This is a genomic window from Anaerococcus obesiensis ph10 (assembly GCF_000311745.1).
Taxonomy (GTDB): Bacteria; Bacillota; Clostridia; order Tissierellales; family Peptoniphilaceae; genus Anaerococcus; species Anaerococcus vaginalis.
The window spans coordinates 17,064-43,183 of sequence record NZ_HE978531.1 but is presented as its reverse complement, the minus strand read 5'-3'; the positions used below and the strand labels follow the sequence as shown (position 1 = coordinate 43,183).

Sequence of the window (26,120 nt, the reverse complement as noted above, 5' to 3'; positions counted from 1 at the left end):
TTATTTTTCATCATGACTTAGGTCTTTAAAAGTTGTGCATTGTTTGTGGAAAAATAATTCCATAAGACCTGTTGGCCCATTTCTGTGTTTTGCCAAAATTACTTTTGCTACATTAGGATTATCATCTACGTCGTAATAATCTTCCCTATACAAAAGCATAACAACATCAGCATCTTGCTCGATTGCTCCTGATTCACGAAGATCTGATAAAATAGGCTTGTGATCAGATCTTTTGTCAGCCTCACGAGATAGTTGGGCAAGTGATAAAACTGGGCAATTTATTTCTTTTGATAAAGATTTTAAACCTCTAGAAATTTGTGCAATTTCTTGTTGCCTATTATCAAATCTTCCTTCCCCAGTCATAAGTTGCAAATAATCGATTACAATTAAATCAAGTCCTTCTTCTGCCTTTAATCTTTTACATTTACTTCTAAGCTCTGACAAAGTAATTCCTGCAGTTTCATCTACATATATTTCTTTTTCTTTTATTTTTGTAATTGCATTTATAATTTCAATCCACTCGTCAGCTTCCAAATTTCCTGTAATTATTTTTTCAAGATCAATCATTGAAACCATAGAAATTAATCTTTGATTTAATTGATAAGTTGACATTTCTAATGAAAAAAACGCAACAGATTTGCCAGCGTTTGCTGCATTCCATGCCATAGTAAGACCAAGAGCAGTTTTTCCCATTGCAGGTCTTGCTGCAAGTAAAATTAATTGGGAATTTTGAAGACCTGATAGTTTATCATCAACACTTGAAATTCCTGTCGTAACGCCAGTTATTTTTCCTTCATTTAAACTTAAAAGTTCAAGTTGTTTTATTGTTTCATCCATAGTTTCAGAAACTCTTACAAGACCCTTTTCAAGATTTTTTTGGCTTATTTCAAAAATTTTTGATTCTGCCATTTCTATAACTTCTTTAGCATCTTTTTTTTGTTCGTAAGATTTTCCAACTATTTCATCACACGCACCGATTAATGCTCTAAGGAGAGCTTTTTCTTTGACATTCTCACAGTATTGATCCATATTTGGAGTATAAAATGAGGAGAGTGTTATCTCTACAATAAACTGCTCTCCTCCAACTTCCTCCAAGATGTTTTCTGATTTTAATTTTGATATAAGACTTACTTCATCTATTTTTATATCTTTTTGATACATATTAACTAAAGTCTTATAAATTCTTTGGCATCTTGAATCATAAAACTCATAAGGCTTTACTAATTGTATAGCCTGATCTATGGTTTCACTTTTTGTAATTATACAACCAATTATAGCCATCTCTGAAGAAATATCACTAGGCATTTGCCTAAGATTTTCTTCCATTATTCTGCCTCAACCTTCACTTTTAATTTTGCAGAAACTTGTTGGTAAAGCTTAATTGTAACTTCATAATCTCCAAGTGAATCAATGTCAGCCTTGTCGATTTTTTTCTTATCTACTTCAATATTTTTTTCATCAAGAGCTTTTTTAATATCCATATTTGTAATTGAACCAAATAATTTTCCATTTTCTCCAGCTTTTACCTTGATTATAACTTCTGTTTTTTCAATTTTTTCTTTATTTTCCATTGCAGCTTTTATATTTTCATCTTCTTCTTTTTTTAGTTGTTTAAGATGTTCATCAAGCTTTGCTAAATTTTCTTTATTTGCTTCTACTCCAAGATTATTTGGTAAAATATAATTTCTAAAATAACCTTGCTTTACATTTACAACTTCGCCTTTTTTGCCGATTTTTTTAACATCTTCAGTTAATATTATCTTCATTTTTTTCAACTTCCTCCTCTAAATATTCTTTTATAGCTTTTTTAAGCATAATTTCTGCTTCTTCTATACTCATATCAAGTTGGGTTGCAGCTGAAGTTAAATGTCCACCTCCGCCAATTCTTTCTAAAATTAATTGAACTGAAATATCTCCCAAACTTCTTCCTGATATATGGATTTTATCATTTGATCTTGTCAAAACAAAACTTGCTTTAACACCTTTTATATTTAATAAATCATCAGCAGCTTGACTTGCTATTAAAGTTGAGCCATCCATTTCTCTATTAAAATGACCTATTGCAATAAAATCATTTACAACTGTCGAATCAGCTATTACTTCTGATTTGTATTTTACTATTTCAAAATCATCTTTGAACATTCTTTTTATTATAATTGAATCTGCTCCCCATCTTTTTAAAATTGATGCGGCTTCGAAAGTTCTTACTCCTGTTTGATAAACGAAATTTTTTGTATCAACAGTAAGTCCTGCAAGTAAAGCCTCCGCAACTGGAACTCTTGCCTTAAATGATTCATCAAAATAATTTAAAATTTCTGTTACAAGCTCGCTTGCACTTGAGGCATAAGGCTCAATATAAGAAATTGTTGCATTTCTTATATAATCATTTCCCCTTCTATGATGATCAATTATTACAATTTGTTCTGTCCTATCTATTAATGATGGAGCTTCTGTAGAATTTTTTCTGTGATTGTCTGTCACAATTACCAAAGAGCCTTGATCCATCAATTCCAAAGCTTTTATTTCTGTAACAACATTTTCTCTAAATCCTTCCAAATCTTCAACAGTTCTATTGTAAATATTTTCTATTGGTTTGTTTACTTCATTTAAAACAAAATAACATTCCTTGCCAATACTTTTTATTCCTTCATAAATTCCAAGAGCTGACCCAAAAGAATCCATGTCTGGATTATTATGTCCCATTACAAAAACTTTTGATGATGTTTCTACCATTCTTTTTAAAGCTTGTGATATAACACGACTTCTTACTTTTGAAATTTTTTCTGTTGCTTTTGATTTGCCACCAAAATATTCGTAATTATCGCCTTCTTTTATTACAACTTGATCGCCACCACGCGAAAGAGCAATATCTATTGAAATTCTAGATTCCTCATAAACATCAATAGGCTTTGAACCTGATAAACCTACACCAACAGAAAGAGTTGGTTGAATAGAATTTCCTTTTTTTACATCTCTTACCAAATCCAAAATTTTAAATTTACTATCATAAATTTTTTTGTAATCATCATAATGAATCATTACCATGTACCTATCATTTTCATATTTTCTTACCATGGCACCATATTTTTCAAAATAATTCATTATAATTCTATCAATTTCTCCAGTTAAAGATGATCTATCACTTGCCTTTGTAGATTGTCTTAAATCATCAAAGTTGTCAATATACATTGTCAAAACAACAAGGCGTCTGTCTTTAAATATCTTTTTGATATTCTCATCAGATGTATTATCAATTCCATAAACAAAAGTAAGCTCATCATCAAATTTTTCTCTTTTTATTGTAGAATAATAAAATTCATAAACCTTATCGTAAATATCAACAGTTATAGGATCCGTTGATTGTTTAGAAAAATCTATTTGGCTAAAATCTGTTATAAAATTATTTACACTTTTCCCTATTAAATTTTTCGCCTCAAACAATTCCTTAAAATTAGAATTATGCCACTTAATTGTTTTTCCATCTTCCAAAATAACAATAGGAAATGGCATTTGAAATACAACATTTTTAGTTATTTCATCAAAAGAATAATCCAACTCATCAATATATGCTTGGAAAAAATCCTCATTATTATCATCTATTTTTTTAATATAAAAATATAATAAAACTACAAGGATAAGTCCTATAGTTGCAAAAATTTTCTCATAAAAAAACAAGATTATCGAAATAATTAGAGGTAAGATTAGTATAAAAATATAATTTTCTTTCGTAAAATACCTTAATTTTTCCTTCATGCTATCCTCACTTTTTTTCTTAAATTCAAAAATATATCAATAAAACCTATTGTTGCTATAATATCTGATATGTAAGCAAAGAATATAAATAATAAAAACCAATTAATTATTCTTGCTACTTTGTTTTTCTTTAGTGATACAAAATAATCAATAAGCAAAACTCCATTTAGAAAAAATAATAATTTAAAAGCCATAATTGAATTTAACAAAATAAATTCATTTGAAAAAGATAAAATTTTACATAATATTACTGAAATAATTAGGCAAATAAAAATATCTCTTAAATCTTTTATATCAATTCTAATTGTGTTAATTCTTCTTAAATCCCTTATATTTTCATTTTTATAATTCAAATAATTTCTAACAAGTTTTAGTGAAATCATACTGTAAATCAAAGAAAAGAAAATAAAAACCAAAGGTATTGCTTTAAGACTTTTTCTTATTATTACTTTATTTATTTTGAAATTTTGATCTTTAAATATTTTTTCTGTTGCATCTACTAAAAAATTAAAATTAATATCTGACTTAGAGTAAAGATACCCAATAATTGTCAAAGATAAAACCGAAAAAATTATAGTAAGTACTTTCAAACTATACTTATCAGTTTTATTTTTCTTAATTAAATCATATAAAACATTTCCAAAAATTATCATAGGAGACATTAGAAAAATAGTCATCCTAATATTTAAAATTGCAGAAAATAAACCTGTCGTAAACAAAAATATCATTTTATTTTTATCATTTAATTCCCACAATTTTATGGCAGTAAAAATTGGAATAAAAAACGCAAATACCAAAAAACGAGTTGATAAAAATGCTAAAACAACATTTATTAAACCAAAAATTATTGCTCCTAATTTTTTATTTTTCTTTAAATAATCATTCATAAAAATCCTTTCTATTTTTTTAGGATGTTTATCACATAGATTATACGATTTTTAGCAAAAAAAAGCTAACCCAAAAAAATCAAAACAAAAAAATTAAATAATTTAAATTATTAATTAGCCTTTTCCATTAAAAATTCTATATTTCTCCTTATTTTTATTTTTTACTTATGGTATATTAAAATTAAGAAAAAGGAAATGATAGTATGGAAAATAATAAAAAAATAAGCCTCAGCATTCTTTCTGATATTCATATTTTGGCAAGATCTTTGATGGCTAATAATAAAGAATTTAATATGGCTATCAAATATGACAGAAAATTTTTGGTTGAAGGCGAAGGGCTTTTAAAAAAAGCATTAGAGCTTGCAAGTCTTAATGATAGCAAATATATAATAATTCCTGGCGATTTGACAAAAGATGGAGAAAAAAAATCACATCTAGAAGTTATGGAAATTTTAAAATCTTGGACCTATGAAAATCCACAAAGAAAAATATTTTTAATTCCAGGAAATCATGATATAAATAACAAGCAGGCTTTTGATTATAAAAACCTCAAAAAGACTGATTATATTGAACCTAGAGATTTTTTTGAAATATATGATTTTTTGTACAAAGATAAGGTTTTGGAATTTTATAAAAATTCTAATATTTTCAAATCTCATCTAGATTTTGTAAATAAAAAATTTAACAGAGATTTTAAATATTCTTATTATTGCCAAGGATATGGCTCTTATCTTGCAAGAATTGATAATAATTTAGAAAATAAAAATTCTCTAACTTTACTTTTTATTGACACTTCAATTTATTCTTGTGATTATGAACAAAATCATAAGGATGGCAAAACAAATGTGGTTGGAGCTCTTGATAAAAATGTTATGAAATGGGCGATTGAAAAAATTGATGAGGCAAAAGGTAGAAAAGATATGATTTTTGTAATATCTCATCATGCTTTTATTCCAAATTTTAGAGATCAAAGACTCGTCTTGGGACCTTTTATAATAAAAAATTGGAATGAAAAATATATTGACGATGATCCTAGAATAAATGATAAGCTTCCAATTGAAGTTTTGGCAGATATGGGGGTAAAATTTTTATTTACAGGTCACCTGCATGAAAATGGAACTGCAAAATATAAATCTGTTTTTGGAAATGAAATATTTAATATTCAAACTGGCTCAACTGTAACCTATCCTCTTCCAATAAGACACATTAATGTTTTGGATGATATAGAAGAATTTAATGGATTTTCTGTTGATTTAAAAACTCAATTAATCAAATCTTTTTCTTACGAAAATTTATCAGGAGAAACCATAAAAATAGAAAATTCAATTGCCTACGCTCTAGAAAATCAATTATCACTAAAAGATGTTTTGTTTAATTACGTTCATTCCATGGCAAAAAATCCTATGATTTCTGAAATGAATATTAAAAAATTTTTAATTGATAGGATAAACACAGCTTTAAAAATAAATCTTCCAAAAGAAGGATATATAGGAGAAATTTTAAAATTTTACAAGGATAAATTCCCAATTCATATTGAAAAATTAGGTTTTATAAATATTTTTGATGCAGATGGGGAAATGTTTATAAAAATTGATTCATACAGGTCTCACGCCATAATAAAAGCAAAAGACTTAGAAGAATGCCTAGAAATTTTGATTGAGCAATTTGAAGAAAAAATAATTACAACAGACAATATAATTTATTATTATGATAAGCTTATGAAAAAAGGTATTTCTATGCCAATTTCAAAAGATGGTCATAGCTTATATGATTTTTCAAATTATATTTATCAATACAAGGCGCTTGATGAAAAGACAACTCCATCTTATGTAGTTGAATTTATGGCAAAATTAAATAATCCAAATTATTCAATCACAGACCAAATAATTGATTATTGCCAAGATGAAATTAATGAAATTTTTGAATTTTTAACAAAAAATATAAGATTTGAAATTGATGGTTCAAAAGATAAATTTTTTGATAAATTAGTTTCTATAAAGGGAATATTTTTTAATAGTTTAATTAAATATTTAAAAAGAAAATCAAATAATTTGTTCGACCTTCTAACTTTTATTTCAAAATTTATTTTGAAAAAAAGAAGAGTTGAAGGAGTCGACCTTGCAAAATATATAGTAAATTATAAAAAAATCACAAATATAAAACAAAATTTAGGTAAAAAAATGCTAGGAAGAGCAAATCTTAGATCATATATAATAGATTTAGTAAAATCAATCAACAACGAAGTAATTGAAACTTACGAAAATGAAGATTTAAATGAAAGAGATCATTATTTTTCTTACGTAGAATACGAAGATGAATAAAAAACGGTGCTTTTGTAGAAATAATTTAATTCTACAAAAGCACCTATTTTTTTAATTAAAAATCAGATAAATCTGCTTTTCTTTTTTCAAGGAAAGCTGTCATGCCTTCTTTTTTGTCGTGAGTTTCAAAAGTTGATGCGAAAGTATTTGCTTCTAATTGAATTCCTGTGTGAAGATCAGATTCTACTCCAAGATTTATAACTTGTTTTGCAAGAGTAACTGCATAAGATGCTTTTGAAATAATTTTTTCTGCCATTTTTGTACAATAATCAATTAATTCTTCTTTTTCAACAACATGATTTACAAGACCAATTCTGTAAGCTTCGTCAGCTTTTATAGAATCTGTTGTAAAAATTAATTCTTTTGCAATTCCTTTTCCAACAAGTCTTGGAAGTCTTTGAGTTCCACCAAATCCTGGAATTATTCCAAGACCAACTTCTGGTTGACCAAATAGAGCATTCTTAGATGCAACTCTAATATCACAAGCCATAGAAATTTCACAACCACCGCCAAGTGCAAATCCATTTACAGCTGCAATCGTAACTTGTGGCATTTCTTCAAGCATATTAAAAGTTTCATAAGCAAGCATACTCATTGCTCTACCTTCTTGAGGTGTAGCATTTACCATTTCAGAAATATCAGCACCAGCTACAAAAGATTTTTCTCCGCCACCAGTAAGAATTAAAACTTTTACATCTTTTCTATCTCTTATATCTGAAAAAGTTTCATTTAATTCTTTTAAAGTTTCTGAATTTAAAGCATTTAAAGCTTTTGGTCTATCAATAGTTACATAAGCAATTTCATTTTTTACATCTACTTTTACGTTATTCATATTTTCTCCTTTAAGATTTTTTTAAAAACGCTTTCTATAAATTCATCTTATAACATTGATTAATTTTTGTCAAGCAAATATAGTAAATAGAATTATAAATTAATTCGAATTTTTTTAAAAATTTGCAAATAAAAAATTCCCTCATCGGGGAATTTTTTAAATATTTAAATATCCTTGTGATAACACTGGATCTTGGGTGAAATTAAAGTGCATTTTTAAAAGAGTTTTTTTGTCGCTGTCGTTTAAAATTATTGTTGAGTGAGCATCAAGTCCTTTTAGCTTATTTAAATTTTCTAGTGCCAAATGACTTACTGGATTGGTTGTTGCTGATATTGAAAGAGCTATCAATACATCGTCAACTGATAAGGACTCCTCTTTTTGTTTTAAAATATCTTCTTTTAATTTCAAAACCGGCTCTAATATATGTGGAGATATTAATGGAATTTCATCATTTATTCCAGAAATTTCTTTTAAGGCATTTAAAATACAAGCTGCTGGAGATGACATTAATTTTGATTTTTTGCCTGTAACAATTTTTCCACCACCAAGCTCAATTGCAAAAATTTCTGAATTTTTTCTTTTTGTTTTTCTCTAGCTTTTATGGCAACTATCCTATCTGATGATTCTAAATTTAGTCCGCTCATCAAAATTTCTATTTTTTCTACAGGTTTAAAGTCGGATTTTGCAAGTTTAAAATCTACTAGGGCATTGTAATATCTTCTTATTATTTCATTTTCACAGGCCTTTATTGTTTCTTTCTCATCGTCGATGCAAAAACCAACCATATTTACTCCCATATCAGTTGGAGATTTGTAAGGGCAAACTCCTGAAATTTTTTCAAACATTTGTTTTAAAATAGGAAAAGCTTCAACGTCTCTATTATAATTTACTGTTGTTTTTCCATAAGCTTCAAGATGATATGGATCAATCATATTTACATCATTTAAATCGGCTGTAGCTGCTTCATAGGCAATATTTACTGGGTGTTTTAAAGGAAGGTTCCACACCGGAAAAGTTTCAAATTTTGCATAGCCTGCGTTTATTCCTCTCTCATTTTCCAAATACATTTGTGAAAGACAAGTTGCAAGCTTTCCACTTCCAGGTCCTGGTCCTGTTATAACTACCAAGTCCCTACTTGTTTGTATATAATCATTTTTTCCAAAACCATCTTTGCTTATAATATGAGGAATATTATTTGGATAACCCTCAATATCATAAGTCTTATAATTTTTTATATTTAAACTATCAAGATATTTTCCATATTTTATAGCTGATGGTTGGTTATCGAATTGAGTTATTACTATTGAATTTACAAAAAATCCCAAATCCTCAAAAGAAGTTTTTAGCCTTAAAACTTCTGTGTCATAACCTATATCAAGATCTGATCTGATTTTATTTGATTCAATATCATTTGCGTTTATTACGATTACAATTTCTGTAATATCTTTTAATTTTTTTAACATTTGTAATTTAGAATCAGGCAAAAATCCTGGCAAAACTCTTGATGCGTGAGAATCATCAAATAACTTTCCGCCAAATTCAAGATACAACTTATCAAATTCTTTTATTCTTTCCTCTATTTTTTCCGACTGGATTTTTATATATTTATCATTATTAAAAGCTTTTTTTATCATTCCTACCTCCTAAATACAGATTATATTATATACTAGATGAAAAAATTTTTGAATATTTTTATAAAAAAAGATGCGAAATATCGCATCAATTTTTTAAAAAATTTTATTTTTCTTTTACTTCGTATTTGTCCCAATTTTCAGTTTTAAATGTATTGCCATCTTTGTCAATCCAGTAAGCTTCTGCATTAAATTTTTTGACTAATTCTTTTCCTTCTTCCAAATCTTTTATAAAAAGAGCTGTTGAAAGAGCATCTGCATAGGCAATATTATCTGTTATTACTGAAACAGATTTAAATTTTGTTGATGGATAATTTGTATCTGGATCTATAATGTGATGATATTTTTTTCCGTCAATTTCAAAATATCTTTCATAATCTCCACTTGTTACAACTGATGTCTTATTTACAGAAACTACTGAAGCATAAGGATGATCTTCTGATAGTGATGGATCTTTTATTGCAATTTTAAATTTCCCCGATGGTCTTGTAGGATTTTTTCCAATTATTGCAACATCTCCACCAACTGATAAAATTCCAGTTTGAAGTCCTTTTTCCATCAATTCTTTTTTTATTAATTCAGTTGCGTAGCCTTTTCCAATTCCACCAATATCAATTTGAACATTTTTATCATTAATGTATGCTGTTTGATTTTTTTCATCTATTTCTATGGCATCTATATTTCTATATTTTCCTGCTTCTTCGAGCTGTTTGTCTGATGGAAGCTTTATATTTTCTGGATCTTTTTCACTTTTTTCTCTTAAATCAAGCCATATTTTTAAAACTCTGCCGTATGCAATGTTTATATCGCCATCAGTTTCCTTGTACCATTTTTTTCCTTCTTTTAAAATATCAATTATTTTTTTGTCAACTTTGACTTTTTCTTTTCCAGCATTTTCGTTTATAGTGGAAAAATTATTTACCTTATCAAATTTATCATAATTATTAAATAATTTATGATATTCTGCCATTCTTTGTTCAACTAAATCTTTGTATTTGTTGAATTCTTCTTCATTTTTGCAATAAGCAGTAAAAGTTGTTATTGTGTCAAAGTATTCATAAATTGTTGCCTCAAATTTTTTCAATTGATTTTCGTCAACATTATTTGAATTGTTTGAAGAAATTTTCTTATCATCACTCAATTCACTTTTAATATTGCTTTTTGCTTCTGGTTTAACTTTTTCAATTTTTTTATTACATGATGAAAGTGCTAAACATAAGCCTAGCACTGCACAAGTCATTTTTATTTTTTATTTTTCAAAATCTAATCCCTATTATATAAATCTATTACTACCATATCTTTATTTACTTTAATATCTTCTTCATTTGCCCAATTTAATAAAATAGCTCCAGCAATTTTTTCTCTAAATTCTTGGAGTTTATTTTCAAGTCCTAGCTCATAAATCAAATCCAAAAATTCCTCGTCAGCTGAGTATTCATTATAATTTTCAAAAAGCCTGTCCCTATCGACGCTTCCCAAATAATCCATAAAAACTTCTCTTGCAAGTTTTTTATTTACAGCTTCGCGACCTGGCATACAAACAAATTCGTCCATATTATTTTCAATATCAATATAAGATTCTTCTATATCGTCATTGTTATCCATATCATCATTTATTCTTATCAAATCCAAAGTGTCAAGATTTAACCAAATATTTTTTAAATATGAATTATCCCAAATTGTCCATTTTTCTACCAACCAAGAAAGATTGATAGCCTCTTTGTTTCTACTCATTTTCTTTTATTTCAAAAACTACAGCCTCATATTCCCAAAGCTCTAGCTCAAGATTTTCCCCCTTATTAATTTTTATATTTTCTCTTTTATATTTATCTCCACCATATTTTTCAGAAAGACTATTAATTTTTTCAACAAAAATCAAATTTTCATCATAAAAAATCGGATAAGATTTTTTATAAGTATTAGTCATATTTAATACTACCAAAAATCTTTTATCATCTGCAAGTCTTTCGTAGGCAAAAACAGAATTTATATTGTCATCAACAACTTTCCACAAAAATCCTTTTTCATCAAAATCATTTTTGTAAAAACTTGGATTGTCCTTGTAAAGGAAATTTAAATCTTTCACAAAATTTTTAAAATCTGAATGTATTGGAAATTTTAAAATATCCCAATTTAAAGATTCATTTTCATTCCATTCATCAAAAGTTGCAAATTCATTGCCCATAAAATTTAATTTTTTGCCAGGATGAGTCATTTGATAAGTATTTAATAATTTTAATTGTTTAAACCTATCTTCATAAAAACCGTTCATTTTATTTATCATTGGTTTTTTTAGATGAACTACCTCGTCATGGCTTAAAGGTAGAAGAAAATTTTCTCTGTAAAAATAAAACATAGAAAAATTAATTTTTCCTTGATATATATGCCTGTTTATTGAATCAACCTCAAAATATTTGCAAGTATCATTCATCCATCCCAAATCCCACTTGTAATCAAAACCAAGACTATCTTGTGAATTTTTTCCTGTTACAAATTCATAAGATGATGAATCTTCTGCAATTTTCATGAAATTTGGATAATCATTTGAAAGATCTCTGTTCAATTCTTTTAAAAATTTAATATTATTAGGATTTACTCCCCTATTTTTATTTCCATCATAATAAATCATATTAGAAACTGCATCAATTCTTATTCCATCGAAATGACAATTTTCTATCCAAAAATTAATAGCAGATTTCATAAAACTTCTCACATGACCTTTTGAATAATCAAAATTCAAACTTCCCCATTCAGAATATTGCAAATCTTTATAATCAGATTCGTAAAGACTAGTTCCATCAAAATATTTTAGGGCATAATAATCTTCTGCAAAATGAACAATTACAAAATCAAAAATTACTCCAATATCATTTTGGTGGCAAATCTCTACAAATTTTTGCAAATCTTTTATAGAACCATATCTTGATGACATAGCAAAAAATCCTGAAACTTGATAGCCCCAAGAAGGATAATAAGGGTGTTCTGTAACTGGCATAAGTTCTATGTGAGTATAGCCCATATCTTTTACGTAAGAAATTAATTTATCAACTATATCCAAAATATTTGGCATAGAATTATATCTTAACCAGCTTCCCAAATGAATTTCATAAATATTTACTGGTTTATCCAAATTTTTTTCTCTTTTTTCCATCCATTTTTCATCAGAAAAATCATAAGATGTATCTATAATTTTTGTGGCAAATTCTGGAGACATATCAAAATATTTTCCATAAGGATCAAATTTTTCAAATCTATTTCCTTGACTTTCTATAACATATTTATAGTAATCGCCCTCTTTTGCCTTAATAAATTTATAAAAATATCCATACTTTTCATTTTTAAACATAGGAATTTCTTGCCAATTTGAAAAATCTCCTTTGATTAAAACCCTATCAGCTTTTGGAGCATATAATCTAAAAACATATCCATCATCTTTTTTTATTGATCCAAAAATTTTATGGCCCAACTTGGAATCGCCATTTAAGTAGGATTCTATTTTTTTATAATCTACATCAAGTAACTTCACTTCCATTTTATTCCTCAATCAAATCTTCGATATGCTTAATTAAAATATCTATTCCTCTAGTATTTTTTGCTCCTCTTGGAATTATTATATCTGCATATTTTTTTGTTGGCTCAACATATTTTTCGTGCATTGGCTTTACTTGTTTTATATATTGAGTCAAAACCGATTCCAAACTCCTAGATCTTTCTTTAGTATCTCTTAAAATTCTTCTTTGAAGTCTTACGTCACTATCCGCATCAATAAAAACGCAAGTATCCAAAATATTTCTTATTCTCTCATCATACAAAACCAAAATTCCTTCAATAAGAATTATCTTTTTTGGAACAACATGAATAGTTTCTTTGCTTCTAGTATGAATATTATAATCATAGGTTGGCATATCAATTTCTTTTCCAGCCTTTAAAGCCAAAAGATCCCTTAAAAACATTTCATTGTCAAAAGATTCAGGTTTATCATAATTTAATTTTTCCCTATCTTCAAAACTAAGATCATCATGTGATTTATAATAATTGTCATGTCCAATTACATACAAATCTTTAGAAAAATAATTTTTTATATATTCAACAATAGAAGATTTTCCACTAGCAGATCCGCCTGCTATCGCTATAATTTTTGTATCCATAATTAATTTACTTTATTTACGATTTTGCCATCAAGAAACTTATATAAATTATCAAAAACAATTTCACATCTAATATCCATAGCTTCTTGAGTTAAAAATCCTACATGATTTGTAAGCACTGTGTTTTTTGCATTTCTAAGCGGATAATTTTTATCAATCGGAGGTTCCATATCAAAAACATCAATGCCAGCTCTTAACTTATCTTCATTTAATAATTTTGCCAAATAATCATTGTCAACAATTGGTCCCCTTGCACAATTTATCAAAATTGCCTTATCTTTCATAAGATCAAGTTCATTTTTTCCAATAAAACCACAAGTTTCTTTGTTTTGAGGAAGATGAATTGTAACAATATCAGAATTTTTCAAAAGCTCATCAAGGCTAACATACTTTGCACCAAGATTTTTCACTTCATCTTTTTCACTTCGACTATATGCCAAAATATTTGCACCAAAAGCCTTAAATAATTCAATAACTCTTATTCCAATTTTTCCTGTGCCAACAACTCCAACAGTTTTTCCTTTTATAATTTGACCAATGACCTTAAAAGATTCATATTCATACATATTTTTTCTGTTTTCATTAAATTTTCTCATAAGAGAAATTGTAAGACCAAGCACTAGCTCAGCGACAGAATCATCAGAATATCCGCTGGCATTTTCTACAATAATATTTTTTTCATTGCATGCTTCAATATCAACATGATTAAAACCAGTAAATGCCACATCAATTAATTTTAAATTTGTATTTTCAATTACATTTTTTGAAAATTTATTATTTGTAATTATAGCCACATCGCTGTCTTTTAATCTTTCAATTATTTTTTCATCATCAGATGCGCTTTTTTTGAAATATTGAAATTCATGACCAAGTTTTTCTATTTTTTCCTTATGACTTTCAATTATTTTATCATCAACGAGCAAAGGATCTATTAAAGAAATCTTCATTTACGCCCCCTTTATATTTTATTAATAATTTTTTATCTTGATATTATTATACTATTATGTTAAATTTAATTAAAGAAAGGAATTTAATATGGCAGTTGGTATATCATTTAAAAATGGAAAATGCTTGGAGGCTATTGAATATTATTGCGATATGTTTGACCTTGATCCGCCTGAAAAAATAATCAGATATTCTGACTTTGAACAGTATAACTTTCCCGAAGAAATCCGAGATCGAATTTATAATTCAAAATTAGAAATTTATGGAAATAATGTATATTTATTTGACACAACTGATGATAAGCATTGGACAAGTGGAAATAATGGAAGGGTTGTTATTGAAACAAACAGCGAAAATTTATATAAAGCTTATTCAAAACTTGAAAAGGAATCAAAGGTATTAATGCAACCCCAAACAATTAATAAGAAATTATTTACAACCTTGATCGATAAATACAAGGTATTTTGGCAAATTATTGCTACAATTTAATTTATTTTAAAAAAGATTCTTACCCTTATTGGCAAGAATCTTTTTTCTTTTTATTTCTCAATTTTTTAAAAAAATTTTGCAAAAGCTCTAGGCTTTCTTCTTTCATCAAACCAAATTCTGCATCTAAATAATGCAATTGGCTTCTGTCTCCTGTAATATTTGTGTTTGAACCGCAAGCTCCTCTTTTTACATCGGCAAGACCTATAACTAATCTTTTTATTCTTGAATTTATTATTGCTCCAGCACACATGGAACAAGGCTCCATTGTTACATACATTGTGCAATCTTCTAATCTAAAATCTCCAACATACTTGCTCGCCTTATCAATCGCAAGAATTTCTGCGTGTTTCAATGCAGATTTTCCTTTGTATGTATAGTTGTGACTTCTTGCAATTATTTTTTCATCTTTTACAATCACACAACCAATTGGAACTTCGTCTTCTAATCTTGCAAGCTTTGCCTCATTTATGGCTTCTTTCATATAAAAAATATCATCCATTTATTTCTCCACAATTTTAAATTATTTTAAAGTTTTTTTCAACAAAAAAAGCTATCGCTCATTTTTTTAAAATTTGCAATAGCTAAAAATATTTGGCGTCCTGAAGAGGATTCGAACCTCCGACACCCGCCTTAGGAGGGCGGTGCTCTATCCAGCTGAGCTACCAGGACCTACCCCAATAGTATAGCAGAAAAGATAGAAAAAGTAAAACTTTTTCTATCTAGCTATAATACATTCTACCAAAAAATTGCAAGCATCTGATACTGTTCTTTTTACTCTAGTAAAGTTTGATGCCTTTTGTTGATCTTTTTTGCTTATCAAATTAACTTCGTATGCTTTGTCCTTATATTTTATGTAAGCCTTGCCGAGTTTTTCATTTTTTTTGATTGGTGCTTTTATATCTTTATTAATTTTAATTTTCACACTTGGCATTGCTTTGTCTTTAATTATAAAGCCAACTGTTTTTTCTGGATATAATTCTACATATCCTTCTTTTACGGAATTAACTTTTATTGAATCGCTAGGCAAATCTTTATCTGTAAGTTTTTTATAATTAAAATATCTTGAAACGTAATAGATTAAATCGGTCATAGCTGAATTTCTAAATTCATTTTCTTCAGCTCCCATCACGATTCCTATTGCCCTAAATTCATTTTTTGGATCAAATTTGTTCATATCGATGGTTGTTGTTAAACAATGACCTGCTTCTTCTGTTGTTCCTGTTTTTAATCCATCAACGCCTTTTATTTCGTCCCTAAGTGGAATAGTTGATTTTTTGTGAATATCTTTTTTGTTATCATTAATCTCATTTATTTTTGAATATTCTAAAACATCTGGATACTTGTCAACAATTATTCTTGTAAGTTCAAATAAATCTTTTGCAGATGATGAATTTTGTTTATCATCTTCTGTATTTATTCCTGATGCATTGTAATATTTTTGACTTTTCAAATTTAATTCTTGAGCTTTTTTATTCATATCATTGGCAAAATTAGCTTCACTTCCTGAAATTGTACTTGCCAAAAGATTTGCACAATCATTGCCACTAACTACCATAAGACCTGTGAGCAATTCTTTTATTGTGTACTGTTCGCCTTCTTTAATTCCCATTGCAGAATATTCTGGCCCTGTTAAGTCTTCGGCTTCCTTAGTCCCCTTAACCTTTGTATCAAAAGAAATTTTTCCACTTTCGATTGCATCTCTTGCAAGTAAAAATGTCATAAGCTTACTCATTGATGCTATTGGATAAGTTTGATCTGCATTTTTTTGATAAAAAATATCTCCACTTTCTTGATTTCCAATCAAGTACGCTTTTACAAATTTATCAGCACCAACAATATTATCTCCGTCTTTTGCTACCGTATCATCAGCAAAAGTTTTGATTGGAGAAAATATAAACAAAAACGCCAATAAAAATGCTATAATTTTTTTCCTTTTCATTCATCCCCCTATACTTGTAGCGATTCCATTTTTTTGTAATTTTTTCTCAAAAGCTTTAGTGTATAAACATCATCTTTTTTTGGATAAGAAAAATCGAATTTTTCAGAAAGTTGCATACCAATTTTTCTAAACAATTGGCAAGCTGCAAAAATTGCCCCATAAATTTCAGTAATATCATTTGTTTTAAAGGTCAATAACAATTCTTCCTTAATATCAGCTTCCAAAGTATGAATTAAATTTTGTCCATACTCCCCAGCATCTTTGCCCTTATTAAATTTATCAATTATATACCAATTTAATAATTTATATAGATAATCCCTTACACTTTGCATTCTATAACCTGCACTAATAAGATCTCTTGACATAAGATTAAAAGAAACATCCAAACAGCTTGAAAAAAAGTTCTTACAACACTCATCAAATTCAAATTCACGAGCAAGACTATAAACAATATTTTTCTCACCAATTTCTTCTTCTAAATTCATTTTATCACAAATAAATTCAATACTTCCCGGACACAATTTTATAAAATCATTTGCCTTATCTTCCAAAATTAAATTTATGGAAATTTTTGTAGAATCATTAGTATAAAGTTCGAACTTTGTAAATTGTTGATTTTTTTTATCAAGCTCAAAAGAATCTTTTCTTTTATTAATCATTGCATAATCATCAAAAATATTTTCCAAATCTTCTTTGATTTTTGAAATAATAATATCACTCAAAACAAGATAAATATTTGCAAAATATTCATTATTATTATCTTCCTTTACAAAAAAAATCGCCTTGACTTTTTCATTAGATTTGGAATAATCTTTTAATTTTTCTATAATATAACTTTTCATAACCACATCTTTCTTTCTTACAAACAATTCTCCTATAAACTAATTTTACCACAAATTATAAATCTTTATAAGAAATAATTATTTATAAAATTTTAAAAAATCTTTCAAAACATTTGCAGTCATTCCCCATATAACAGGTTTTGTATTATAAAAATAAAAAGTATGGTATCTTTGCCAAAAATTATAATTTTTTCCATTAGGAATTTTTTCAAAAGGAAAATCATCTGGCAAATCCATTTTGAGTTTTGCCGTATATTTTTCTGGAGGATTTTTTTTCAAATAATCAATAGAAACCGTAAAAATAGAATCAACTTCCATATTATAAGAAATATTTTCAAAATTTTTATTAATTCTTCCATAATAAGCTTTGATTAGCCTATTTGAAGAAGACAAAATCATAGAAGAATAACCAATCAAAGAAACATCTTTTTCATCTAAATTTAATTCTTCCCTACATTCCCTAATGGCAGCCATCTCAAATTTTTCTCCTTCATTTACTCCACCACCAGGAAAAGAAACTTCGCCAGCTTGAGAAATGAGATTACTCCTAACTTCAAATAAAATATGGTCTTTCCCATCAATATTAATTATAGGAATAAAAACAGCATATTTAGATAATTTTTTATAAAATTCATCATCAACTTGTAAATTTTTCATAAATTTTTTCTCCTTATAATCACTATACTATTTTTAAAATATTTTCTATCCTACACATTTATAAAAATATGAGTATAATGAAGACAAATAAGAAATAAGGAGATATTATGTGGAAAGAATTTAAAGAATTTATTTCAAAGGGAAATGTAGTTGACTTGGCAATAGGTCTTATCATGGGCTCTGCTTTCACTGCAATTGTAACTGCTGTTGTAGATGGAATTTTGATGCCAATTATTTCAGGACTTACAGCAGGAGTTGATTACGAAGATTTGGCAGTTAATTTTTTTGGAGCAAAATTACAAATAGGTAGCGTTATTAATGCAATTATTACATTTTTAATTATTTCATTATTCCTATTTTTAATTGTAAAAGCATTGAACAAGGCAAAAAAAGAAGAAGTTGTAGAAGCTACAACAAAAATTTGCCCTCATTGTAAATCAGAAATTAATATAGAAGCAACAAGATGTCCTCATTGTACATCAAAGCTTGAAGGGTTTTCTGAAGAAATTAAATAATTTTAAAAAAATAAAGCAGGCTCAAAGCCTGCTTAAATTATTAACAAAGTATACAAATCCTTATGCTAAGAATATCATACGTAAAAAATTGATTTGATTTCAAATTATAAAATTCGTCAAAAATCGCACTCTAAAATTTAAAGCAATGATAATTTATTAAATAAAATAAATTCAATTAAATTTCTATTCTTCGTTATATTCCGAGGGATAAATATTAAAATCGTGCCACTGGCACAATTTTAAGCTATTTATCTGTTCTCGCGTTAGCGAGTTTGCGATTTTAGAATTTTGAAATTTAGAAATCAACAATTTTTGGAGTCAGATATTCGTGCTTGAGGGTTTGTCTACGCTATTAGCAGGCATAAAGCCTGCTTTTTTAATAAAAAATTTTATCTTCTTTTTTCTTTAACGTAATCACAAGAATTACATTTTATTTCATCAGTTGATCTATTTTTTTTGTGGACTAAAAGGTCTCCGCATTTTGGACATTTCTCTCCTGTTGGTGGATCCCATGTTGCGTAATCACATTTTGGAAAATTTGAACAGCCGTAAAATCTTTTGCCCTTCTTAGAAACTTTTTCTATTATTTCTCCATTTTCACATTCTGGACATTTTACTCCTGTTGTTTTTATAATTGATTTTGTAAAATCGCATTCTGGGAAATTTGTACATCCAATAAATTTTCCATTTCTTCCGTGTTTTTCTGCAAGCGGATGGCCACACTTTGGACATTTTTCATCCAAAACTTTATCTTTTACCTTATAATCTGTCCTATCTTTTGAAACTTGTTTTAAATCTTTTTCAAATCCTTCATAAAAAGATTTTAAGACATCTTTCCAATAAACTTCATCTTGAGCAATTTTATCAAGTTCATCTTCCATTTTCGCTGTGAATTCTACATTTATTATGTCGTCAAAACTTTCTTGTAAAAAATCATTTACTCTTATTCCAAGTTTTGTCGGAAGAATTTTTCTTTGTTCAAATTCTACATAATTTCTTGAAATAATTGAAGCTATTGTTGATGAATAGGTTGATGGTCTTCCTATTCCATATTCTTCCAAAGTTTTTACAAGACTTGCCTCTGTGTAATTTGCTGGTGGCTTAGTAAAATGTTGGTCTTTTTTAATGTCAAGTGCTTTTATAATATCTCCCTTTTTTAAATCTGGTAGGATATTTTCATTTTCTTTTGCATTTGAAACTTTCATAAACCCATCAAACAAGGTTATTTTTCCATTTGTTTTAAAAATCACTCCATTTGAATCAAAAGAAAGAGATGTTGACAAATATTCGTAATCTGTCATTTGACTTGCAACAACTCTTGTCCAAATTAATTTGTAGAGTTTATATTGTTGGTCTGTTAAATATTCTTTTACACTTATTGGATCATTGTAAATTGAAGTAGGCCTTATTGCCTCATGAGCATCTTGACTTGTTTTTGATTTTTTTGAATAAGAATTTCCTTTTGATGCGTATTTTTCTCCAAATTTTTCCTTAATATATGATAAACTTTCTCCAATAATTTCATTTGAAAGTCTTGTGGCATCTGTTCTCATATAAGTAATTAGACCGACTCTTCCCTTTTCTCCTAAATCAATTCCTTCAAATAATTGTTGGGCAAGAGACATTGTATATTTTGTAGAAAATCCTAATTTATTTGAGGCGTCTTGTTGTAAAGTTGAAGTTGTATATGGCTTTTGTGGTTTTCTTTTCTTTTTTGTTTTTTGAATATCTACAACTTCAAACTTGTCCTTATCAATCCTATTTAGGATTTTTTCTGCCCCATTTTCATTTGAAATTTTCATTTTTTTGGATTTTGATCCATAAAATTCTGATTCAAATTCAATTTTATCTTCTTTGTGCTTGGCTGTAATTGTCCAATATTCTTCAGGAACAAAAGAATCAATTTCTCTTTGCTTATCTACAATTAGTTTTAAAGCAACTGATTGGACTCTTCCTGCAGATAGACCAGATTTTACTCTTTTCCACAAAATTGGAGAAATTTCATAACCTACTATCCTGTCCATAATTCTTCTTGCTTGTTGGCTATCTACCAAATTTTGGTCGATTTTTCTTGGATTTTTTGATAGCATTTTTTTACATTATTTTTTGTTATCTCATGAAATTCTACTCTGTTTAATTCATTTTTATCAAGTCCCAAAAGATATTGCAAATGCCAGCTTATTGCCTCGCCTTCCCTATCAGGGTCTGTTGCAAGATAAACTTTGTCTACGCTTTCTGCTTCTTTTTTTAAGGCATTGATTGTTTTTGCCTTTCCACGAACTTTTATATATTTTGGTTCAAAATTATTTTCTATATCCACTCCAAGTTTAGACTTTGGCAAATCTCTAAGATGACCATAAGTTGCTCTTACCTTATAATTTGAGCCCAACATCCTAGTGATTGACTTAGCCTTTGTTGGAGATTCTACTATTACTAAATTTTTTGCCATTTAATCCCCTTTACACACATACTCATTGTTTCCCATATTTTCTATATAATCATTTAATTCCAAAAATATCAAAATATAATTTACATCCTCAATCGAAATGGATAGATTTTGCGAAATCTCATCTGCATTTGAAGATGGCTTGTCGATTATATACTTTACTACATTTGCCGCATCTTTATCAAGTCCATCAAGATTAATTTTGTTTTTCTTATTATTTATATTTTTAAAATCTTCAATTTCATCTATTATATCACTTGCATCCATTACAAGTTTGGATCCTTCTTGAATTAATTTGTTGCATCCCTTTGAATAAATCGAATTTATATTTCCTGGAAGACAAAACACTTCCCTTCCCTGTTCAAGGGCAAAATTTGTTGTAATCATAGTTCCAGATTTCTCCTTTGCCTCAATCACACAAACTCCCTTGCTAAGTCCAGAAATTATCCTATTTCTTCTTGGAAAATTGTAGGCATTTGGCGGAGTTTCTAAGGGAAATTCCGAAATTATTACTCCCTTTTCTTGGATTTTTTCATACAAATATTTATTTGCCTTGGGATAAATTATATCAAGACCTGAGCCAATTACTCCAATAGTTTTAATATTATTTTCAAGACTTACCTTATGGCTAATTGCATCAATTCCATAAGCAAGACCTGATACAGTCCTAATATTTGTATCCTTAAAACCTTCTACGATTTTTTTACAAGCCCATTTCCCATAATCAGTACATTTTCTTGCACCAACAAAGGCTATGGCGTTTTTGTCCTCTTTTTCCAACTTTCCCTTGTAATAAAAAAGAGCAGGCCTGTCATCTATGTAGGATAAATTTACCGGATAATTATCATCGTATATGGTAGAAATTTTATAAGGACCATTAAAAACTTTTTGTCTATAAGCTTTAAAATTTTCTAAATTCTTAGAAGAAAATATCTTTTCCTTATTTATCTTAGATAAATTTTCAAAAATTTTCCTATCAAGGTCAAAAAAATTATCCATATCAAGATTTTCACAAAAATCCAAAATTATTTTGTTTTGTAAATTTATAAAATTAAAATATAATAACAAATCTTTTTTGTCCATCTAATCACCAAAAGCGTTTTTTATGTAATGAATTGTTTTATTTTCAAGATAAACTTCGCACACATCAAAAGAGATCAAAAATTCGCCCAAATCTTTTTCCATAATATAGGCTTGGGCTGTTTTTTTGATTCTTTCTTGTTTATAATAATCAACATCCAAACTTGCAGGCTTAAATTCATCATTTTTTCTTGTTTTAACTTCCACAAAGGTCAAAATATCATCTTTTATTGCAATAATATCAATTTCTCCGTAGGGTTTTATGAAATTTCTATCCAAAATTTGGTAACCTTTTTTCTCCAAATATTTTAAGGCTATATCCTCCCCAAAATCTCCTATTGTTCTTTTTTTGCTTTTCATAGAAAAGATAATTGCCTTTCATAAAATTTTCTTAAAAAAGTTTTTCTATGAATTGGACATTCCCCATATTTTTCAAGACCATCGTAGTGTTTTTTTGTTCCATAGCCTGCGTTTGTTTCAAATGAATAATGAGGATAAATTTTTGAGAAATTTTCCATTATTTTATCCCTTCTAACCTTAGCAAGAATTGATGCACATGAAATAGAATATTCATACAAGTCGCCCTTTACTATATTTAATTGTTTAATATCCGTATCAATTCTTTCAGCATCAATCAAAACAATTTGAGGCTTTTTTTTAAGACCTTCTAGGGCATCTTTCATAGCAAGTTTCGTTGCCTCTTTTATATTAATTTTATCAATAAGGATATTATTTGCATAACCAAAAGAATAGGAAATCGTATCATCTATAATTTTTTGGTAGAGTTCTTTCATTTTCTTTTTTGATAATTTTTTGGAATCTGTGACTCCTTTAATATGAGAATCTTTTTTCATTATAACTGCACAAGCCACAACAGGTCCTGCCAAAGGCCCCCTTCCAACTTCATCTATTCCTGCAATCAATTCATATTTTTCATGAATTTCATTTTTTATTTTATCATTAAATTCAGAATATCTAGGCTTTTTCAATTGTTATCCTTCCAAGTTTTCCACTTCTAAAATCATTAAAAATTAAATTTGCACATCTTGTATAATCAACTTCGCCTTTTCTAATAATTGCCCCTCTTTTTATCCCGATTTCTTCATAAATTTCAAGAGCAGTTTTATTAGAATCTATCTTATACCTTTCTTCCAAATTTTTTGGATAAAATTCTTTCATAAATTCAATAAATTTAAGGCACAATTCCTCAATATTTAAAATTTCATCCTTAATTGCATTTGTAAAAGACAAATTAAGTCCTGTTTGCCCATCAAATTTTGGCCACAAAACACCAGGTGTATCCAAAAGCAAAATATTTTCTTTTGTTTTTATCCATTGTTTTTGTTGAGTAACTCCAGGTCTATTTCCAACCCTTGCTCCCTTTCTTTTTGCAATATTATTTATAAAAGTAGATTTCCCAGAATTTGGAATTCCTACAACCATCATCCTAATATTTTCATTTTCAATATTTTTTTCTTCATTTTTTTTAAATTTTTCAAAAAGAATTTCTTTTGCAATATTATAAATTTCTTTTGTATTTATTTTTTCTTTTGCATTCATTTTTATCGCTTTTATTCCATCATCAGCAAATTTTTTTATCCATTTTTCATTTTCAACTGGATCTGAAAGATCAGTTTTATTCATTATAATAATTCTATCTTTTTTTTCAGTTATTTCAGTAATCAATGGATTTCTTGAAGATTTTGGAATTCTTGCATCTATTACTTCTAAAACTATATCAACAAGTTTTAAAGAATTTTTAATTTCTTCTTTGGTCTTTTTCATATGACCCGGATACCAATTTATATTCATATATCCTCCTAATCTTTATCTTATATTTTATCACAAATATTTGTGTTTATATAAAATAAAAAAGAGCCTTTCGGCCCTTATTTTTAATAATTTGTTTTTTCTTTAACTTTTGCAGCCTTACCTTGACGTCCTCTTAGGTAATTTAGTTTTGCACGTCTTACCTTACCACGTCTAACGATTTTGAATGCTTCAAGTCTTGGTGAGTGATAAAGGAATGTTCTTTCTACTCCTACACCATAAGAAAGTCTTCTAAGTGTGAAAGTTTTTCCAAGATTTCCTTCATTTATTTTGATTACTACTCCTTCAAAGTCTTGGAGTCTTGTTTTGTCTCCTTCTTTGATTCTGTAGCTTACTCTTACAGTATCTCCAACTCTAAAGTCTGGATTATCTTCACGTAGTTGTTCATTTTCTATTTTTTTGATTAATTCCATCGTGATCCTCCTTGATATATCTATCGTATAAATCTCTTCTTACTCTTTTGGTTTTTTGAAGAGATGATTTCTTTTGCCACTCTTCTACTAATTTATGATTTCCACTATAAAGTTCTTTTGGAACCATATATCCATTAAAATTTCTAGGCTTCGTGTACTCATCATATTGTAGTAGACCATTGTAGTGTGAATCTGTAACTAATGATTCTTTTTTCCCAACAACTCCCCCAATAAATCTTGAAAGAGAATCTATTAACACCATGGCAGGGATTTCGCCACCGGTTAAAACATAATCTCCAATTGAAACTTCATAATCAACATAGTGATTGGTAATTCTTGCATCTATTCCTTCGTAATGACCGCAAATTATTACCAAGTCTTCAAAATCTGCAAATTTGATTGCTAATTTTTGGTTTAGGATTTCTCCTGCTGCAGACATGTAGACTACTTTTGATTTTGAACTTTTATTTGCTATTAGAGCATCATAAATCGGTTGAGGCCTCATAAGCATTCCTGCTGCCCCACCAAAAACTGTATCATCAACCCTGTTGTGTTTGTCTTTGCTATAATCTCTTATATCAACAAGATTAATTTCAATAAGTCCTTTTTCAATTGCCTTTCCTATAACTCCATAGCTTTTTAGAAATTCGAATGATTCGGGAAAAAGTGTAAGTATAGTTATTTTATTCATAATCTTTGAAGTTTTCTACTTCTATTTTTTTATTTTCTAAGTCAACATTTTTTACTGTAGCATTTAAGGCTGGAAAATAAATTTCTTTTCCGTCTTTTTCTATTACATAGATATCATTTGGATAAACTCCAGTGATGACATCTTTTATAAAACCAAGTTCTTGATTTTTTTCATAAACTTTTAGGCCAATCAAATCAAATAAATAATATTCTCCATCATTTAATTTTTCTAAGTCCTTATCCTCAATAGTAAGTTCGTGTCCAATAAACTTTTCTACCTCATTAATATCATCATATTCCTTGAGTTTTATGATGATACTACCCTTATGCTTAAAAGATGATTCGATTGTAACTAAATTTCCATCAAGTAAAAGTTTTGATCCTTTTTCAAATCTTTTTTCATTATCTGAATAAGATTTTATTTTTAGATTTCCTTTTATCCCGTGTGTTGTAAGTATCTCTGCTACAGTTATTTTCATATTCTTATATTAACCTTAACATCTTCTTTGACTGCACAAGCACGAGCAATAGTTCTAATGGAATTAATAATATTTCCACCCTTTCCTATAACTCTTCCCTTGTCTTTTTCTGCTACGTTAATTTTTATGTTAACTTCTCCGTTGTCTTCTTCTAATATTATTCCTACAGCATCTTTGTCTTCGACAAGTTCTGTAACTATTAGTTTGACTAATTCTTTCATTT

At 28.0% G+C, this 26,120-nt stretch carries 25 protein-coding genes, 1 tRNA gene and 2 pseudogenes; 3 read left to right on the top strand and 25 right to left on the bottom strand.

Features of this window, described 5'->3' with window-relative positions; translation table 11 throughout:
- From dnaB to HGAG_RS00270, 4 genes are read right to left on the bottom strand one after another with little or no spacing between them, the layout of a single operon-like run.
- A complete protein-coding gene (gene dnaB, locus HGAG_RS00285) occupies positions 1-1,326 on the bottom strand; it encodes a replicative DNA helicase (protein ID WP_019117421.1) in 1,326 nt (441 codons plus the stop codon).
- Positions 1,326-1,766 carry a 50S ribosomal protein L9 gene (gene rplI, locus HGAG_RS00280; protein ID WP_026074017.1) on the bottom strand — a complete coding sequence of 147 codons (441 nt, stop codon included), beginning with the start codon at positions 1,764-1,766 and terminating at the stop codon, positions 1,326-1,328. Before rplI ends, dnaB begins: the two co-directional genes overlap by 1 nt.
- Complete coding sequence (locus HGAG_RS00275) at positions 1,747-3,753, bottom strand: DHH family phosphoesterase (RefSeq protein ID WP_019117419.1); 2,007 nt, start codon at positions 3,751-3,753, stop codon at positions 1,747-1,749. The genes rplI and HGAG_RS00275 overlap by 20 nt, the downstream gene beginning before the upstream one ends.
- On the bottom strand, positions 3,750-4,640 hold the full coding sequence (locus HGAG_RS00270) for a DUF2232 domain-containing protein (RefSeq protein WP_019117418.1): 891 nt from the start codon (positions 4,638-4,640) through the stop codon (positions 3,750-3,752). The genes HGAG_RS00275 and HGAG_RS00270 overlap by 4 nt, the downstream gene beginning before the upstream one ends.
- 203 nt (positions 4,641-4,843) lie before the next feature.
- Between HGAG_RS00270 and HGAG_RS00265 the strand changes: the two genes are divergently transcribed.
- Positions 4,844-6,961 carry a metallophosphoesterase family protein gene (locus HGAG_RS00265; RefSeq protein ID WP_019117417.1) on the top strand — a complete coding sequence of 706 codons (2,118 nt, stop codon included), beginning with the start codon at positions 4,844-4,846 and terminating at the stop codon, positions 6,959-6,961.
- Positions 6,962-7,016: 55 nt separating this feature from the next.
- On the opposite strand, the gene HGAG_RS00260 is transcribed toward HGAG_RS00265, so the two are convergent.
- The 7 genes and pseudogenes from HGAG_RS00260 to HGAG_RS00230 all read right to left on the bottom strand — a co-directional run bounded on the left by HGAG_RS00260 (position 7,017) and on the right by HGAG_RS00230 (position 14,519).
- Positions 7,017-7,793 carry an enoyl-CoA hydratase-related protein gene (locus HGAG_RS00260; protein ID WP_004839134.1) on the bottom strand — a complete coding sequence of 259 codons (777 nt, stop codon included), beginning with the start codon at positions 7,791-7,793 and terminating at the stop codon, positions 7,017-7,019.
- 156 nt (positions 7,794-7,949) lie between these two features.
- Positions 7,950-9,427 (bottom strand): annotated as a pseudogene (locus tag HGAG_RS10250) (DUF1846 domain-containing protein).
- A 103-nt stretch (positions 9,428-9,530) separates the two neighbouring features.
- Positions 9,531-10,664 carry an FAD:protein FMN transferase gene (locus tag HGAG_RS00250; RefSeq protein WP_019117416.1) on the bottom strand — a complete coding sequence of 378 codons (1,134 nt, stop codon included), beginning with the start codon at positions 10,662-10,664 and terminating at the stop codon, positions 9,531-9,533.
- Positions 10,665-10,687: 23 nt separating this feature from the next.
- A complete protein-coding gene (locus tag HGAG_RS00245) occupies positions 10,688-11,158 on the bottom strand; it encodes a hypothetical protein (protein WP_004839137.1) in 471 nt (156 codons plus the stop codon).
- Positions 11,151-12,956 carry a 1,4-alpha-glucan branching protein GlgB gene (glgB, locus tag HGAG_RS00240; RefSeq protein ID WP_019117415.1) on the bottom strand — a complete coding sequence of 602 codons (1,806 nt, stop codon included), beginning with the start codon at positions 12,954-12,956 and terminating at the stop codon, positions 11,151-11,153. The genes HGAG_RS00245 and glgB overlap by 8 nt, the downstream gene beginning before the upstream one ends.
- A gap of 1 nt (position 12,957) precedes the next feature.
- Positions 12,958-13,572 carry a uridine kinase gene (udk, locus tag HGAG_RS00235; RefSeq protein ID WP_019117414.1) on the bottom strand — a complete coding sequence of 205 codons (615 nt, stop codon included), beginning with the start codon at positions 13,570-13,572 and terminating at the stop codon, positions 12,958-12,960.
- A gap of 2 nt (positions 13,573-13,574) precedes the next feature.
- Complete coding sequence (locus tag HGAG_RS00230; protein ID WP_019117413.1) at positions 13,575-14,519, bottom strand: NAD(P)-dependent oxidoreductase; 945 nt, start codon at positions 14,517-14,519, stop codon at positions 13,575-13,577.
- 88 nt (positions 14,520-14,607) lie between these two features.
- Here HGAG_RS00230 and HGAG_RS00225 point away from each other — a divergent pair, with 88 nt between their 5' ends.
- Complete coding sequence (locus HGAG_RS00225; RefSeq protein ID WP_019117412.1) at positions 14,608-15,006, top strand: VOC family protein; 399 nt, start codon at positions 14,608-14,610, stop codon at positions 15,004-15,006.
- 25 nt (positions 15,007-15,031) lie between these two features.
- Here the strand turns inward: HGAG_RS00225 and HGAG_RS00220 are convergent, their stop codons facing one another.
- From HGAG_RS00220 to HGAG_RS00200, 5 genes are all read right to left on the bottom strand, one after another.
- Positions 15,032-15,505 carry a nucleoside deaminase gene (locus HGAG_RS00220; protein WP_004839142.1) on the bottom strand — a complete coding sequence of 158 codons (474 nt, stop codon included), beginning with the start codon at positions 15,503-15,505 and terminating at the stop codon, positions 15,032-15,034.
- 93 nt (positions 15,506-15,598) lie between these two features.
- Positions 15,599-15,675: transfer RNA gene (locus HGAG_RS00215), tRNA-Arg, on the bottom strand.
- A 46-nt stretch (positions 15,676-15,721) separates the two neighbouring features.
- Positions 15,722-16,945, bottom strand: a complete 1,224-nt coding sequence (locus HGAG_RS00210; protein ID WP_019117411.1) for a D-alanyl-D-alanine carboxypeptidase family protein — start codon at positions 16,943-16,945, stop codon at positions 15,722-15,724.
- Between the two features lie 8 nt (positions 16,946-16,953).
- Positions 16,954-17,787 carry an aminoglycoside 6-adenylyltransferase gene (locus HGAG_RS00205; RefSeq protein ID WP_019117410.1) on the bottom strand — a complete coding sequence of 278 codons (834 nt, stop codon included), beginning with the start codon at positions 17,785-17,787 and terminating at the stop codon, positions 16,954-16,956.
- A 78-nt stretch (positions 17,788-17,865) separates the two neighbouring features.
- On the bottom strand, positions 17,866-18,444 hold the full coding sequence (locus HGAG_RS00200) for an NUDIX hydrolase (RefSeq protein WP_019117409.1): 579 nt from the start codon (positions 18,442-18,444) through the stop codon (positions 17,866-17,868).
- Between the two features lie 107 nt (positions 18,445-18,551).
- Here HGAG_RS00200 and mscL point away from each other — a divergent pair, with 107 nt between their 5' ends.
- Positions 18,552-18,959, top strand: a complete 408-nt coding sequence (mscL, locus tag HGAG_RS00195; RefSeq protein ID WP_019117408.1) for a large conductance mechanosensitive channel protein MscL — start codon at positions 18,552-18,554, stop codon at positions 18,957-18,959.
- 389 nt (positions 18,960-19,348) lie between these two features.
- On the opposite strand, the pseudogene topA reads toward mscL, so the two are convergent.
- The 9 genes and pseudogenes from topA to HGAG_RS00150 form a co-directional block, all read right to left on the bottom strand.
- Positions 19,349-21,408, bottom strand: a pseudogene (topA, locus tag HGAG_RS10245) (type I DNA topoisomerase).
- The gene (gene dprA, locus HGAG_RS00185; protein WP_019117407.1) at positions 21,409-22,488 is read right to left on the bottom strand and encodes a DNA-processing protein DprA; all 1,080 of its coding nucleotides are present in this window, start codon (positions 22,486-22,488) and stop codon (positions 21,409-21,411) included.
- The gene (locus tag HGAG_RS00180) at positions 22,489-22,845 is read right to left on the bottom strand and encodes a YraN family protein (RefSeq protein ID WP_019117406.1); all 357 of its coding nucleotides are present in this window, start codon (positions 22,843-22,845) and stop codon (positions 22,489-22,491) included.
- Complete coding sequence (locus tag HGAG_RS10240; protein ID WP_019117405.1) at positions 22,842-23,474, bottom strand: ribonuclease HII; 633 nt, start codon at positions 23,472-23,474, stop codon at positions 22,842-22,844. Before HGAG_RS10240 ends, HGAG_RS00180 begins: the two co-directional genes overlap by 4 nt.
- Complete coding sequence (ylqF, locus tag HGAG_RS00170) at positions 23,461-24,297, bottom strand: ribosome biogenesis GTPase YlqF (RefSeq protein ID WP_019117404.1); 837 nt, start codon at positions 24,295-24,297, stop codon at positions 23,461-23,463. Before ylqF ends, HGAG_RS10240 begins: the two co-directional genes overlap by 14 nt.
- Before the next feature lie 83 nt (positions 24,298-24,380).
- A complete protein-coding gene (rplS, locus tag HGAG_RS00165; protein ID WP_004816243.1) occupies positions 24,381-24,728 on the bottom strand; it encodes a 50S ribosomal protein L19 in 348 nt (115 codons plus the stop codon).
- Complete coding sequence (trmD, locus tag HGAG_RS00160; RefSeq protein WP_019117403.1) at positions 24,700-25,419, bottom strand: tRNA (guanosine(37)-N1)-methyltransferase TrmD; 720 nt, start codon at positions 25,417-25,419, stop codon at positions 24,700-24,702. Before trmD ends, rplS begins: the two co-directional genes overlap by 29 nt.
- A complete protein-coding gene (rimM, locus tag HGAG_RS00155; protein ID WP_019117402.1) occupies positions 25,412-25,897 on the bottom strand; it encodes a ribosome maturation factor RimM in 486 nt (161 codons plus the stop codon). The genes trmD and rimM overlap by 8 nt, the downstream gene beginning before the upstream one ends.
- Complete coding sequence (locus tag HGAG_RS00150; protein ID WP_019117401.1) at positions 25,894-26,118, bottom strand: KH domain-containing protein; 225 nt, start codon at positions 26,116-26,118, stop codon at positions 25,894-25,896. The genes rimM and HGAG_RS00150 overlap by 4 nt, the downstream gene beginning before the upstream one ends.
- Positions 26,119-26,120 lie beyond the last annotated feature (2 nt).